The sequence below is a fragment of the Streptomyces sp. NPDC001933 genome, assembly GCF_042890955.1.
Classification (GTDB): Bacteria; Actinomycetota; Actinomycetes; order Streptomycetales; family Streptomycetaceae; genus Streptomyces.
The window spans coordinates 920,514-933,976 of the sequence record NZ_JBIASS010000001.1 but is presented as its reverse complement, the minus strand read 5'-3'; the positions used below and the strand labels follow the sequence as shown (position 1 = coordinate 933,976).

Annotated in this window: 11 protein-coding genes; 4 read left to right on the top strand and 7 right to left on the bottom strand. The window is 69.6% G+C overall.

All coding sequences use genetic code 11. From position 1 onward, the window contains the following. Window positions 1-86: 86 nt before the first annotated feature. Complete coding sequence (locus ACFYY7_RS04150) at window positions 87-1,898, top strand: bifunctional metallophosphatase/5'-nucleotidase (protein ID WP_388656719.1); 1,812 nt, start codon at window positions 87-89, stop codon at window positions 1,896-1,898. Window positions 1,899-1,967: 69 nt separating this feature from the next. Here the strand turns inward: ACFYY7_RS04150 and ACFYY7_RS04145 are convergent, their stop codons facing one another. The 5 genes from ACFYY7_RS04145 to ACFYY7_RS04125 all read right to left on the bottom strand — a co-directional run bounded on the left by ACFYY7_RS04145 (window position 1,968) and on the right by ACFYY7_RS04125 (window position 8,329). Next, on the bottom strand, window positions 1,968-3,386 hold the full coding sequence (locus tag ACFYY7_RS04145) for a lysine N(6)-hydroxylase/L-ornithine N(5)-oxygenase family protein (protein WP_388656717.1): 1,419 nt from the start codon (window positions 3,384-3,386) through the stop codon (window positions 1,968-1,970). Continuing rightward, a complete protein-coding gene (locus tag ACFYY7_RS04140) occupies window positions 3,383-4,786 on the bottom strand; it encodes a pyridoxal phosphate-dependent decarboxylase family protein (RefSeq protein WP_388656715.1) in 1,404 nt (467 codons plus the stop codon). Before ACFYY7_RS04140 ends, ACFYY7_RS04145 begins: the two co-directional genes overlap by 4 nt. Before the next feature lie 313 nt (window positions 4,787-5,099). Beyond that, window positions 5,100-7,604 carry an aminopeptidase N gene (pepN, locus tag ACFYY7_RS04135; protein WP_388656707.1) on the bottom strand — a complete coding sequence of 835 codons (2,505 nt, stop codon included), beginning with the start codon at window positions 7,602-7,604 and terminating at the stop codon, window positions 5,100-5,102. 80 nt (window positions 7,605-7,684) lie between these two features. Continuing rightward, on the bottom strand, window positions 7,685-7,870 hold the full coding sequence (locus ACFYY7_RS04130; protein ID WP_388656704.1) for a hypothetical protein: 186 nt from the start codon (window positions 7,868-7,870) through the stop codon (window positions 7,685-7,687). A 63-nt stretch (window positions 7,871-7,933) separates the two neighbouring features. Continuing rightward, window positions 7,934-8,329, bottom strand: coding sequence for an SMI1/KNR4 family protein (locus tag ACFYY7_RS04125; protein WP_388656702.1), 396 nt, complete (start codon window positions 8,327-8,329; stop codon window positions 7,934-7,936). 53 nt (window positions 8,330-8,382) lie between these two features. On the opposite strand from ACFYY7_RS04125, the gene ACFYY7_RS04120 reads away from it, so the two are divergent. Next, entirely contained in the window at window positions 8,383-9,222 is an 840-nt protein-coding gene (locus ACFYY7_RS04120; protein ID WP_388656699.1) for a PP2C family protein-serine/threonine phosphatase, read from the top strand. A gap of 111 nt (window positions 9,223-9,333) precedes the next feature. Beyond that, window positions 9,334-10,179 (top strand): hypothetical protein, encoded by an 846-nt coding sequence (locus tag ACFYY7_RS04115; protein ID WP_388656696.1) that lies wholly within the window; start codon window positions 9,334-9,336, stop codon window positions 10,177-10,179. On the opposite strand, the gene ACFYY7_RS04110 is transcribed toward ACFYY7_RS04115, so the two are convergent. Continuing rightward, window positions 10,103-10,450, bottom strand: a complete 348-nt coding sequence (locus ACFYY7_RS04110; protein ID WP_356080275.1) for a chorismate mutase — start codon at window positions 10,448-10,450, stop codon at window positions 10,103-10,105. The genes ACFYY7_RS04115 and ACFYY7_RS04110 overlap by 77 nt on opposite strands. A gap of 47 nt (window positions 10,451-10,497) precedes the next feature. Then, window positions 10,498-11,391, bottom strand: coding sequence for an AraC family transcriptional regulator (locus ACFYY7_RS04105; protein ID WP_266736612.1), 894 nt, complete (start codon window positions 11,389-11,391; stop codon window positions 10,498-10,500). A gap of 257 nt (window positions 11,392-11,648) precedes the next feature. Between ACFYY7_RS04105 and ACFYY7_RS04100 the strand changes: the two genes are divergently transcribed. Beyond that, window positions 11,649-13,454, top strand: a complete 1,806-nt coding sequence (locus ACFYY7_RS04100; RefSeq protein ID WP_388656693.1) for a beta-galactosidase family protein — start codon at window positions 11,649-11,651, stop codon at window positions 13,452-13,454. The last annotated feature ends 9 nt before the right edge of the window (window positions 13,455-13,463 follow it).

The window sequence follows — 13,463 nt, the reverse complement described above, 5'->3', positions numbered from 1 at the left end:
GCGCGTTGTGCGCGGTGGTCCTTGTTGTCGGGGAGCCGTGTCGTGCGTGAACCGAGCTGTGTGAGAACTGAGATGTGGGAGACGAAATGCCGCTGAACCGTAGGACGTTCCTGGGCACATCGGCGGCTGCCGGTGCGGGTGCGGCGATCGCGGGGGCCTCTGCGGTGCCTGCTTCGGCGCACGGTCAGGGCCATGGGGGCGGGCACGGGCGTCCGCCGAAGCGGTACTCGTTCACGGTGATGGGCACCACCGATCTGCACGGGAACGTCTTCAACTGGGACTACTTCACGGACAAGGAGTTCGACGACAAGGCGCACAACGATGTGGGTCTGGCGAAGATCTCGACGCTGGTGGACCAGGTGCGCCGGGAGAAGGGCCGTCGCAATACGTTGATGATCGATGCGGGTGACACGATCCAGGGCACCCAATTGTCGTACTACTACGCGAAGATCGATCCGATCACGGCGAAGCGCGGTCCGGTGCATCCGATGGCTCAGGCGATGAACGCGATCGGGTATGACGCCGCGGCGCTCGGCAACCACGAGTTCAACTACGGCATTCCGGTGCTGCGGAAGTTCGAGGAGCAGTGTGATTTCCCGCTGCTGGGTGCGAACGCGTTGGATGCGAAGACGTTGCGGCCGGCGTTCGCCCCGTATGTCATCAAGCGGATGCGTACTCCGCACGGTCCGGATGTGAAGGTTGCGATCCTGGGTCTGACGAATCCGGGGATCGCCATCTGGGACAAGGCGAATGTGAGCGGGAAGATGGTGTTCCCGGGGCTGGAGGAGCAGGCGGCGAAGTTTGTGCCGCGGCTTCGTTCGATGGGTGCGGATGTGGTGATCGTTTCGGCGCACTCGGGTAGCAGTGGGACGTCGTCGTACGGTGATCAGATCCCGTATGTCGAGAACGCCGCCGGTCTGGTTGCCGAGCAGGTTCCGGGGATCGATGCGATTCTCGTCGGGCATGCACATCTGGAGATTCCCGAGTATTTCGTGGAGAACAAGCAGACCGGCAAGAAGGTGGTGCTCTCGGAGCCGTTGAAGTGGGGGCAGCGGTTGACGCTGTTCGACTTCGATCTGGTGTGGGAGAAGGGTCGTTGGGTGGTGGAGAAGGCGGGTTCGCAGGTGCTGAACTCCAACACCGTGGCGGAGGATCCGAAGATCACGCGACTGCTGGCGGATGAGCACAAGAAGGTTGTGGCATACGTCAATCAGGTGATCGGTACGTCGACGGCGGCGATGACGACGGCGGAGGCGGCCTGGAAGGACGAGCCGATCATTGATCTGATCAATGTGGTTCAGGCGGAGACGGTGAAGGCGGCGTTGGCGGGTGGTGCGTATGCGGCGCTTCCGGTGCTGTCGCAGGCGTCGTGTTTCTCGCGTACGGCGCAGATTCCGGCCGGGAATGTGACGATCAAGGATGCGGCGGGTCTGTATCCGTTCGAGAACACGCTTGAGGCACGGTTGCTGACCGGTGCTCAGCTGAAGGATTATCTGGAGTTCTCGGCGCGGTATTACGTGCAGACTGCGGTGGGTGCGCCGGTGGACACGGCGAAGTTGACGAATGCGGACAACACTCCGGATTACAACTATGACGCGGTGTCGGGTCTGACGTACGAGATCGATATCGCGAAGCCGAATGGTTCGCGGATCGTGAATCTTTCGTTCGAGGGGAAGCCGATCGATCCGGCGGCCGAGTTCGTGCTGGCGGTGAACAATTATCGGGCCAGTGGTGGTGGTAACTTCCCGCATGTTGCGGGTGCCAAGCAGCTGTGGGCGAATTCGGAGGAGATCCGTAACACGATCATTTCCTGGGTCCAGGCGAAGGGTTCTGTGGATGGTGCGCAGTTCGCTTCGGTGGACTGGCGGCTGACGCGTGAGGGTACGCCGGTGTTCTAGCCGGTTGGTTGCGGTGGGCGGCCGTCTTCTCCTTCGGGAGGGGGCGGCCGCCTTCTGTGTGTGGGTGTGTCAGGTGTTCCGGGCGAGGGGGATGAGGTCGGGGGTCCGGGTGGGGAGGTGTGGGCCCTGGGGGGTGAGACCGAAGGTGGTGAAGGCGGTGCGTTCGGGGAGGGGGTAGGGGTTGGTGCCGGTGAGGTCGTTGAGGATGGTGGCGCTGCGCCAGGCGGCGAGTCCGAGGTCGGGGGCGCCGACGCCGTGGGTGTGTCGTTCGGCGTTCTGTACGTAGACGTTTCCGGTGACGGCGGGGTCGAGGACGAGGCGGAACCGGTCGTCGATGCGGGGGCGTTCGGAGGCGTCGCGGCGCATGTAGGGGTCGAGGCCGGTGAGGATGCGGTCGAGGGAGCGTTCGCGGTAGCCGGTGGCGAGGACGACGGCGTCGGTGGTGAGGCGGGAGCGGGTGTTCTGCTGGGTGTGTTCGAGGTGGAGTTCGATGCGGGTGTTGGCGACGCGTCCTGCGGTGCGTACGGAGACGCCGGGCGTGAGGGTGGTGTCGGGCCAGCCGCCGTGGAGGGTGCGGCGGTAGAGCTCGTCGTGGATGGCGGCGATGGTGTCGGCGTCGATGCCTTTGTGGAGTTGCCATTGGTGGGGGACGAGTTCGTCGCGTACGGCTTCGGGGAGGGCGTGGAAGTAGCGGCTGTAGTCGGGGGTGAAGTGTTCGAGGCCGAGTTTTGAGTACTCCATGGGTGCGAATGCCTGGGTTCGGGCGAGCCAGTGGAGGTTTTCGTGGCCTTGGGGGCGGGCTCGGAGGAGGTCGAGGAAGATTTCGGCGCCGGACTGTCCGGAGCCGATGACGGTGATGTGGGGGGCTTTGAGGAGTTCTTGTCGGTGGTGGAGGTAGTCGGCGGAGTGGATGACGGGGGCGTTCTCGGCTTCGGTGAGGGGTTTGAAGAACTCGGGGATGTGGGGCTCGGTGCCGATGCCGAGGGCGATGTTGCGGGTGTGGGCGCGGCCGAGTGCTTCGGCTTCGCCGTCGCTGTCGAGTTGGGTGAAGTCGATTTCGAAGAGTTCGCGTTGGTTGTTCCAGCGGACGGCGTCGACCTGGTGGCTGAAGTGGAGGCCGGGGAGTTGGTCGGTGACCCAGCGGCAGTAGGCGTCGTATTCGGCGCGTTGGATGTGGAAGCGCTCGGCGAAGTAGAAGGGGAAGAGGCGGCCGCGGCTGCGTAGGTAGTTGAGGAAGGTCCAGGGGCTTGCGGGGTCGGCGAGGGTGACGAGGTCGGCGAGGAAGGGGACTTGGAGGCTGGCTCCGTCGATGAGGAGGCCGGGGTGCCAGTGGAAGGCGGGGCGTTGTTCGTAGAAGGCGGCGTCGAGGGGTTGGGGGTTGGCGGGTACGCCGTGGGCGAGGGCGGCGAGGGAGAGGTTGAAGGGGCCGATGCCGATGCCGATGAGGTCGTGTGGCTGGTCGGTGTCGGGGGTGGGGTGGTCGGTCATCGGGGGGTGTTGCCTTCCGCGAGGTCGTGGGTGAGTCGGGTGACGAGGTCGAGGAGTGTGCGCAGGTGTTGGGGGGTGGTGTGGGGGTTGAGGAGGGTGGCTTTGAGCCAGAGGCGGTTGTCGGTGTGGGCGCGGCCGAGTACGGCTTGGCCGCGGGTGAGGAGGGTGCGGCGGATGGTGGCGACGGTGTTGTCGTCGGTGTCGGTGGGGCGGAAGAGGACGGTGCTGATGGTGGGGCGGTCGTAGAGGTCGAGGGTGGGGTTTTCGGTGATGAGGTCGGCGAGGTGGTGGGCGGTGGTGAGGGTGCGGTCGACGAGGTCGGCGAGTCCGGTGCGGCCGAGGGCTTGGAGGGTGACGGCGATCTTGAGGGCGTCGGGGCGTCGGGTGGTGCGCAGGGAGCGGCCGAGGAGGTCGGGGAGGCCGGCTTCGGTGTCGTCGTCGGCGTTGAGGTAGGGGGCTTGGTGGTGGAGGGGGTCGAGGTGGTGTCGGTGGGGGACGGCGAGGATGCCTGCGGGTGCGGGTTGCCAGCCGAGTTTGTGCAGGTCGAGGGTGACGCTGTGGGCGCGGTCGAGGCCGTGGATCTTGTTGCGGTGGGTGGGGCTGAAGAGGAGGGGGCCGCCGTAGGCGGCGTCGATGTGGAGTTCGGCGCCGTGGGTGGTGCAGAGGTCTGCGATGGCGGTGAGTGGGTCGATGCGGCCGGTGTCGGTGGTGCCGGCGGTGGCGGTGACGAGGAGGGGCTGCTGGTTCGTGGTGAGGGCTTCTTGCAGTGCGGCGAGGTCCATGGTGCCGGTGGGGGCGGGGATGACGATGGGTTCGGGGAGTCCGAGGAGCCAGGCGGCGCGGGTGATGCTGTGGTGGGCGTTGGCTCCGCAGATGGTCTGTACGGAGCCGTTGCGTTCGCGGGCGAGGAGGAGTGCGAGCTGGTTGGATTCGGTGCCGCCGGTGGTGATGAGGGCGTCGGGGGTGGGTTGGTGTGGGTAGATCTCGGCGGCGAGGGCGGCGGTGGTGTCGGCTTCGAGGGCGGAGGCGGCGGGGGCCTGGTCCCAGGAATCCATGGAGGGGTTGAGGGCGGAGGCGGCGAGGTCGGCCGCGGCGGCGAGGGCGAGGGGTGGGGTGTGGAGGTGGGCGGTGCAGAGGGGGTCTGCGGGGTCTGCGGCGCCTTCGGTGAGGGCGGTGACGAGGGTGCGCAGGGCGTGGTGGGGGCCGGTGCCGTGGTCGGGGATGAGGGGGTGGGTGGCGGTGCGCATCCGTGGGGTGACGGCGTCGGGGCCGCCTGCTGGGAGGGGGCCGTCGCGTCGGTGGGCTCCGTCGTGGAGTGCGGTGAGGACGATTTCGATGAGGGGGCGCAGGGCGGCGGGGCCGGTGGTGGTTCCGGCGAGGGGTGGGGGTGGGGTGGGCATGGTGGTGGGGGCCCTTCGGACGCGTGTGAGCAGGCATGGGTGGACATGCCAGCTTGTCCGGGTTTCCGGTGGCGCGGCCGTGGAGCGGGGGGATGTGAACTCGAAAGGGGTATGGGTGGCGGGGTGAGGGGTGTTGCGGGGTGTTCCGGTGGTATGGGTGTGGCCCTGGATACGGGTGTGCCCGGCGTCCCCCTGGGGTGGGGACGCCGGGCACGGGTGGTGCGGGCGGTGCGTGCGTGGGCCTGCGGGCCTCTGGTTCAGCAGCCCCGCAGCCCCGCAGGCCCGTAGGCCATTGGCTCAGTGGATCAGTGGATCAGTGGGCGTTGCGTACGTTGATGGCGCGGCGCAGGTCGTCGATCTGGTCGGTGAGCTTGCGGTTCAGGGCGGGGATGAGGGCCTGGTCGGCGAGGGCCTCTTCGCCGAGGTTGAGGTTCTCGGCGTCGACGGCGTACGCGGGGAAGGCGTAGCGTCCTGCGGCTTCCGCGATGGCGGGGCCCCGGCGGGCGGCGAGGGCGGTTGCCTCGGGGTAGTAGCGGGGCACGTATTCGCGTACGAGGTCGGCCTGTTCGGGCTGCCAGAAGCCCTGGGCGACGGCGGTGAAGAGGTAGTTGGAGAGGCTGTCGTCGTTGAACAGGGCGTGCCAGGCGGTGGCCTTGGCTTCGGGGGTGGGGAGGGCGGCGCGGCAGCGGGCGGCGCCTTCCTGTCCGGTGGCGCTGGGGTCCTGTTCGAGTTCGGCGGCGATGGTGGCTTCGTCGATGGCGCCGAGGACGGCGAGGCGGGTGAGGATGCGCCAGCGCAGTTCGGGGTCGAGTTCGGGTCCGCCGGGGACGGTGCCGTTGGTGAGCCAGTCGTGGATGGTGTCGGGCTGGGTGGCGGCGTCGATGAGGTGGCGTACGGCGATGAGGCGGAGGCCGGGGTTGTGGCCGTCCTCGGTGCGGCGGATGAGGTCGCGGCACAGGGAGGTGAGGATGGCGAGGGCGGCGGGGCGCTTCTCGGGGGCGATGTAGCGGCCGGCGACGTGGGTGGCGGCGAAGGCGAGTACTCCTTGGGCGAGGGCCAGGTCGGTCTCGTGGGGGAGGTGGGTGCGGGCCGCTTCGAGGTAGGTGGTGGGGGCGAGTTCGCCGTCGCGGACCATGTCGCGGGCGGTGTTCCAGATGACGGCGCGGGTCAGTGCGTCGGGGACGCCGGAGAGGCCGTTGAGGACGGTTTCCCAGGATCGGTCGTCGAGGCGGACCTTGGCGTAGCTGAGGTCGCCGTCGTTGAGGACGAGGAGTGCGGGGCGGTTGCCGGGGCGGGTGTGGGGTGTGCCGTCGAGGGGGACGTCGATCTCGAACCGGTCGCGCAGGACGAGGCTTTCGGTGCCGGTGTGGGTGTCCGGGGCGTGGTCGTAGGCGCCGACGGCGATGCGGTGGGGGCGGCTGCCGTTGTGGTCGATGCCGAGGGTCCAGTTGCCGTCGGACTCGGCGACGCGGGGGGTGAGGGTGTCGACTCCGGTGGTGCGCAGCCAGGTGTCGGCCCAGGCGTGGACGTCGCGGTCGGTGGCCGATGCGAGGTTGTCGATGAAGTCGGCGAGGGTGGCGTTGGCGAACTTGTGGCGGGCGAAGTGGGCGTTGATGCCGGCCAGGAAGTCCTTCTCGCCGAGCCAGGCGACGAGTTGGCGCAGGGCGGATGCGCCCTTGGCGTAGGAGATGCCGTCGAAGTTGAGCATGGCGGACGCGGTGTCGGGGACGGCGGCCGGGTCGGGGGCGACGGGGTGGGTGGAGGGGCGTTGGTCTGCGTCGTAGCCCCAGCCCTTGCGGGCGACGCCGAAGTCGACCCAGGTGTCGGTGAAGCGGGTGGCTTCGGCGAGGGTCTGGTAGCCCATGTACTCGGCGAAGGACTCGTTGAGCCAGATGTCGTCCCACCAGGCGAGGGTGACGAGGTCGCCGAACCACATGTGGGCCATTTCGTGGGCGATGACCATGCCGCGGGTCTGGCGTTCGGTGTCGGTGACGGCGGAGCGGTAGATGAATTCGTCGCGGAAGGTGACGAGTCCGGGGTTCTCCATGGCGCCGGCGTTGAATTCGGGGACGAATGCCTGGTCGTAGGAGTCGAAGGGGTAGGGCTCGTCGAACTTCTCGTGGAAGCGGTCGAAGCAGGCCCGGGTGATGTCGAGGATCTCGTCGGCGTCCGTGTCGAGGTACGGGGCCAGGGAGCGGCGGCAGTGGATGCCGAAGGGCAGTCCGGCGTGTTCGGTGGTCACGGAGTGCCAGGGTCCGGCGGCGACGGCGACGAGGTAGGTGGAGATCAGTGGGGTGGCGGCCAGGGCCCAGTGGCCGTCTCCGCGGTGTTCGGCGACGGCGTTGCCGAGGACGGTCCAGCCTTCGGGGGCGGTGACGGTGAGTTCGAAGACGGACTTGAGGTCGGGCTGGTCGAATGCGGCGAAGACGCGCTGGACGTCTTCCATGAAGAGCTGGGTGTAGACGTAGGTCTCGCCGTCGGTGGGGTCGGTGAAGCGGTGCATGCCTTCGCCGGTGCGGGAGTAGCGCATGGCGGCGTCGATGTGCAGTTCGTGGGTGCCGGGGGTGAGGGCGGTGAGGGGGAAGCGGTTCTCGACGAGGTCGGCGGGGTCGAGGGGCTGTCCGTCGAGGCTGATGGAGCGCAGGGTGGCCGGCTTGACTTCGACGAAGGTGTCTCCGGCCGCGGTTGCGGTGAACTGGATGACGGTGCGGGAGTCGAAGGTCTCCTCCCCCGTGGTCAGATCGAGGTCGATCTTGTACCGGTGTACGTCGAGGAACTGGGCTCGGGTCTGCGCTTCGTCGCGCGTCAGTACGGACATGTGTCCATGCTGCCGTACGTGGTGGGCGGACCGCAGGCGGGTTCTCCCACGGCTGAGCGGCGCTGCTCCGGGGGTGGTGGTCAGCCGTGGTCGCCGCGGAAGTTCCGGTACTCGTCGTTCATGAGGTCCCAGAAGGACCGGTAGCGGACGGCTCCGGGCAGCCAGTGGGCGAGGTGCCAGGCTTCCCATTCGCCGTCGGGGGTGACGATGCGCGGGTTGAGCAGGTAGACGTCCAGTGCCTCGGGGGTGTGGCTGATCTTGAGCATGTCGGTCAGGTACTCGGTCCGGATGGCGCAGGGGTCCTGGTCGTCTCCGTAGACGAAGTAGTCCTAGTCGGGAATGCCGACCGGCTCCTGGTCGCCGGACGGGAGGTCGATCAGCTCCGGGTCGAGGTCCTTGAGCCAGCCGGTCTCCCGGACGGGCAGGAGTCGTCGGATGGAGGTCGTCGTGTCGAGCCATCCGTCGCTGGTCTGCAGGAACTCCCGGTAGCTCGGCGGGAGTACGGCGCCCAGGCGCGCTTCGAGCGCTGCCAGTTCCTCCGGTGTCGCGCCCGCCGATCCGAGCCGGCGGGCGGCGCGTACCTCGTCCGGAAAGGGTTGGTGTCTCTCCTGCTCGTGCAGGACGGGGTCGAGCCATTCCTCGCTCCAGCGCCGGAGCAGATCGCGCCAGGGGTGAGTGGCGGTACGGGACTCGGGTACGGGGGCGTCGCTTTGTCTGTCCGGCATGGCTGAACGGTACGCGGGGCCACCGACAGCGGTTCTGGCAGAATGCGCGGCTGATGAGCGAGATCACGGACTGTGTCCTGTGCGGCGGAACGGTCGCTCCCGATGGTTACTGCTGGGACTGCGGTGCCGCCCAGCCGTCGTTCCGTTCGCGGGTGGAGATCAGTACGGGCAGTGGTGCGGCGGGGGTCAGTGACCGGGGCAGGCACCGGGGTGTCAACGCGGACGCGATGGCGCTGGCCACGGTCGGCGGTTGGACGGCCGCTGTCGTGTGCGACGGGGTGTCGATGTCGCCGCGGTCGGAGCGGGCGGCCCGGGTCGCGGCCGAGGTAGGGCTGAACGTGCTGGTGGCGCGGTTGCGGGAGGGTGTGCTGCCGGAGAGTGCGCTGGGCGATGCGGCTGTGCGTGCGGGGCGCGCCGTTGTCGGGCTGGCGGCGTCGGTGGATGCCGCGCCGGCCTGTACGTTCGTCGCCGGCATCGCGGGTCCGGAGGGTGTCTGGAGTGTCTGGATCGGTGACAGCCGTGCCTATTGGCTGCCCGACGAGGGGCCGGGGATGGCGCTGACCGAGGACGACACGGGTGAGTACGAGGCACTCTCCGCGTGGCTGGGGGCCGATGCGGGTGATCCGGCTCCGCGTGTGCGGAGTTACCGGCCCTCGGTGCCCGGCCGGCTGCTGCTGTGCACCGATGGGCTGTGGCGTCATCTGCCCGGTGCCGCCGCGTTGCGGGGTGCCCTCGACCGCTGTCCGGCCGGTGGTGGCGTTCGGGAGGAGGCGCGGTCGTTGGTGGGGTACGCGCTGGAGGCGGGCGGGCACGACAACGTGACGGTGGTGCTCGTTCCCGTCGAGCCCGGCCGGCCGGGTGTGCCGGTGGCCGGGGCTGTGGAGGGTCCGTAGCGGGGCCGTGCAACCGTACGGGCGGCTGTCGCGTCCCGCGTTGGGACGGGCGGTCGAGCCCGGTGCCGGGCGGGAGCGTCGGAGCGGTGGCGGTGGCGGATGGGGCGGGCAGTGTCCGAAGCGGTGCAGGGGGCGGACGGGCAGGGTGCCGGGGGTTCCGGCGGTGGGCGGCGGTGGGTTGTGGGGGTGGCGCCGTGGGGGGTGGCCGCGGGTGCGGTCGCCTGGTGTGTCGCGGGGAGCTGGCGGGCCGCGCACACGCAGAACTATCCCTGGAACGTGTGGATCCCGGTGGGCTACGGGGCGGTCAAGGGGGTGTTCCTGGGGCTGCTGGCCGGTTGGTGCGCCGTGGTGGTGCTCCGGGTCGTCCCGGTGGACCGGTGGCGGGCGGGCGGCAGCGGGGCGATGGGGCGGTACGCGGGGCTGGTCTTCGCCGGAGGGCTGTTTGGCGGTCTGGTGCCCGGGACCGTCCGGGATTTCCTGGGTGAGCCGCAGCCGCGGACCATGTACTACTTCGACGGGCCGAGGCCGGAATCGGAGTGGTACTGGCGGCCGTTGCTGTCCGAGTGGCTGACGTACACGGTGCTTCCGGCGCTCGGTTGTGCGGTGCTGCTGGTCGTGGGTGCTCTGGTGTCGGCCCGGTGCTCGTACCGTGAGCGGTTCGGCTGGGCGGTTCCGGCCCTGGTGGGGGTGGGTCTGCTGTTCCTGCCCGACTGGGCGGCTTCCGGGGCGCCCGAACCCGTGGGCAACGGTGATCATGTCAACGAGTCGGCGGGGGCCGGGCTCGTCGTGCTGGCCACGGGGCTCGGGCTGCTGGTGAGTGCCTGGGGGGTGCGGTCGTGGCGCAGGTCGCGTCGGCCGGTGGGTCCTTCGTCCCCGGCGCTCACGCCTCCGCGTTCGTCGCAGATCCCTCCGCGTTCGTCGCCGATTCCTCCGCGATCCGCTCGTGATGGCGGATGACCTCCGCCACGATGAAGTTCAGCAGCTTCTCGGCGAAGGCCGGATCCAGGTGTGCGCTCTCGGCGAGCTGCCTCAGCCGTTCGATCTGCCTGCTCTCTCTGGCCGGGTCGGCCGGGGGGAGCTGATGGGCGGCCTTGAGGTGGCCGACCTGCTGGGTGCACTTGAAGCGCTCGGCAAGCATGTGGACAACTGCGGCGTCAATGTTGTCGATGCTCTCGCGCAGCCGGTTCAGTTCCGCGCTCACGGACTCGTCGATGTCCCTGGTGGTCATGGTCAGTGAGCTTAGGGCCTGCCCGCCCCTGATCCGCCGGGCAGGCCCTAGACGGCCGGGCCCAGCGGGGTGATCGTCGGCGGGTGCTCCGGGTCCGGAACCTGGTCGCTCCAGCCGCCGGGCACGTTGAGTCCCTGCTGCTCGCGGAAGCGGACCGGGGCGGCGCCGACCCGGCGGGCGAAGAGGCGGGAGAAGTACGCCGGGTCGTCGTAGCCGACGCGTCGGGCGACGGCGGCGACCGGCAGGTCAGTGGCGGCGAGGAGCTCCTTGGCGCGGCCGAGCCGGATGCCGAGGAGGTAGTCCTTGGGGCTGCACCCGGCGCCCCGGCGTACCGCCGTGCGCAGTTCGGCCGGGGTCATGCCGTGCCGGGCCGCGTGCTCGGCGACGGACAGTGGCTGGAAGGCGTCGCGGGCGAGGGCCTGGAGCACGGGGTCGCCGTCGGGGCTGACGTCGGCGCGGGCCCGGCGCAGGGCGACGAGGAGTTCGTGGACGGCGGCGCCGGTCTCGACCTCCAGGAGCGGGTTGCCGCGCCGGGCCGCGCGTACGATCCGTCCGATCGCGGCGCGGGGGCCCGCCGTGTCGGCGAGCGGGACGAGCGGGCGGTCGGGCTCGATGTAGCCGAGTTCGGTGTAGGTGGTGGTGGCGGGGCCGGTGAAGTCGACGAAGCTCTCGTCCCAGCCGGTGCCCGGGTCGGCGCCGTAGTGGTGCGGGGTGCCGGGGGTCAGCCAGATCAGGCAGGGGGCGGTGACGGGGACCCGGCGGCCGTCGGGTCCGGTGAACCAGCCGCTGCCGGAGTTGATGACGACGGCCACGTGGTGGTCGAGGGTGCGTGGGCCGACGGTCGGCAGTGCGCCGTGCTGGAGTCCCACGCCCAGGCAGACCAGGCCCAGCCGGTGGTGGAGCGGGCTGGGGGTGAAGAAACGCATCCAGGTGTGGTACATCAGCTTCCCTTCCTCCCCTTTCATTGCGCCGGCCCTGTTCATTGCGCTGGTCCGATTTCTTTCGCTGGTCCAAACGTTCACTGGTCCGAACAATTGTGTCCAAACAGCAGTGATCTTTGTCCATGGACGGGCCGGACGCCAGGGGGTGAAGGTGGTGGCAACATTCCTCCCGGGTTCGCCCGCTCCGTGGTGCGTGCTGTCGTACGGGCCCGGACCGTGCGGTTCCGGGGGCCGCACGCACAGAGAGTACGAGCACGATGGCTGACTTCACCGTGGGGGACGACCACTTCCGGCTCGACGGGAAGCCCGTACGGCTGCTGTCAGGGGCCTTGCACTACTTCCGGGTGCACGAGGCGCAGTGGGATCACCGGCTGTCGATGCTGCGTGCCATGGGGCTCAACTGTGTCGAGACTTACGTGCCGTGGAATCTGCACGAGCCGCAGCCCGGCCGGTTCCGGGACGTGGCGGCGCTCGGCCGGTTCCTGGACGCGGCGCAGCGGGCCGGGCTGTGGGCGATCGTCCGGCCGGGGCCGTACATCTGTGCCGAGTGGGAGAACGGTGGTCTGCCGGTCTGGGTGACGGGGCGGTTCGGCCGGCGGGTGCGGTCGCGCGACGAGGAGTATCTGGGTGCCGTGGAGCGGTGGTTCACGGCACTGCTGCCGCAGGTGGTGCAGCGGCAGATCGGGCGCGGCGGTCCGGTGATCATGGTCCAGGCGGAGAACGAGTACGGGAGTTTCGGCTCCGATCAGGTCTACCTCCAGCGGGTGGCCGGGATGTTGCGTGAGCGCGGGGTGACCGTGCCGCTGTTCACGTCCGACGGGCCGGAGGACCACATGCTGACGGGTGGCTCGGTGCCGGGGCTGCTGGCCACGGCGAACTTCGGCTCGGGTGCGCGCAAGGCGTTCGAGGTGCTGCGCCGCCATCAGCCGAAGGGGCCGCTGATGTGCATGGAGTTCTGGTGCGGGTGGTTCGAGCACTGGGGTGCGGAGCCGATCGTGCGGAAGCCGGCGCAGGCGGCCGAGGCGCTGCGGGAGATCCTGGAGTGCGGGGCGTCGGTGAACATCTACATGGCGCACGGGGGGACGAATTTCGCCGGGTGGGCGGGGGCGAACCGGTCCGGTCCGATCCAGGACCAGGACTTCCTGCCGACGGTGACGTCGTACGACTACGACGCGCCGATCGACGAGTACGGCCGTCCCACGGAGAAGTTCTGGCTGTTCCGTGAGGTGCTCGCCGAGTACGCGGAGGGGCCGCTTCCGGAGCTTCCGCCCGAGCCGGCCGGGCTTGCGGCTCCGGTGCGGGCCGGGCTGACGGAGTGGGCGCCGCTGGATGCGGTGCTGGATGCGCTGGGTGACGAGGAGGCGGCGCCGTCCGGTGTTCCGCCGACCTTCGAGGAGCTGGGGGTCGACCGGGGTCTGGTGCGCTACCAGGTGGGTGTGCCGGGTCCGCGCCGGCCCTATGAGCTGAGTGCGGCGGGGCTCCGGGACCGGGCCGTGGTGTTTGTGGACGGGGTCCGGGCGGGTGTGCTGACCGAGGAGAACTGCACGCTGGACGAGCCGGTGGCCGGGCCGGCGGAGGTCGAGCTGTGGGTGGAGTCGCTGGGCCGGGTCAATTACGGGCCGCGGCTCGGTGAGTCCAAGGGGATCACGGGCGGGGTGCGGCACGAGCGGCAGTATCTGCACGGGGTGCGGGCGCGGGCGCTGCGGCTGGAGGCGTTCGAGGAGCCGGACGCGTTGGCCGGGGTGGTGTTCGGCGGTACGGAGGAGGCCGGGTCGACCGGGCTGTTCCGGGGGACCTTCGAGGTCTCCGGGGTGGCCGGTACCGGGCATGCGGGGCTCGAACTGCCGGACTGGACACGTGGGTTCGTCTGGGTGAACGGCTTCTGCCTGGGGCGTTACTGGTCGCTCGGCGCGCAGCGGACGCTGTACGTGCCGGGGCCGGTGCTGCGTGAGGGTGTCAACGAGGTATGGGTGCTGGAGCTGGAGGGTGCGGGCGCGCCGTACGCGGAGCTGGGTCCGGGGGTGCCCGTCCGGACGGGCACCCCCGGGGATGTTCAGGTGTGATTCGGGTAC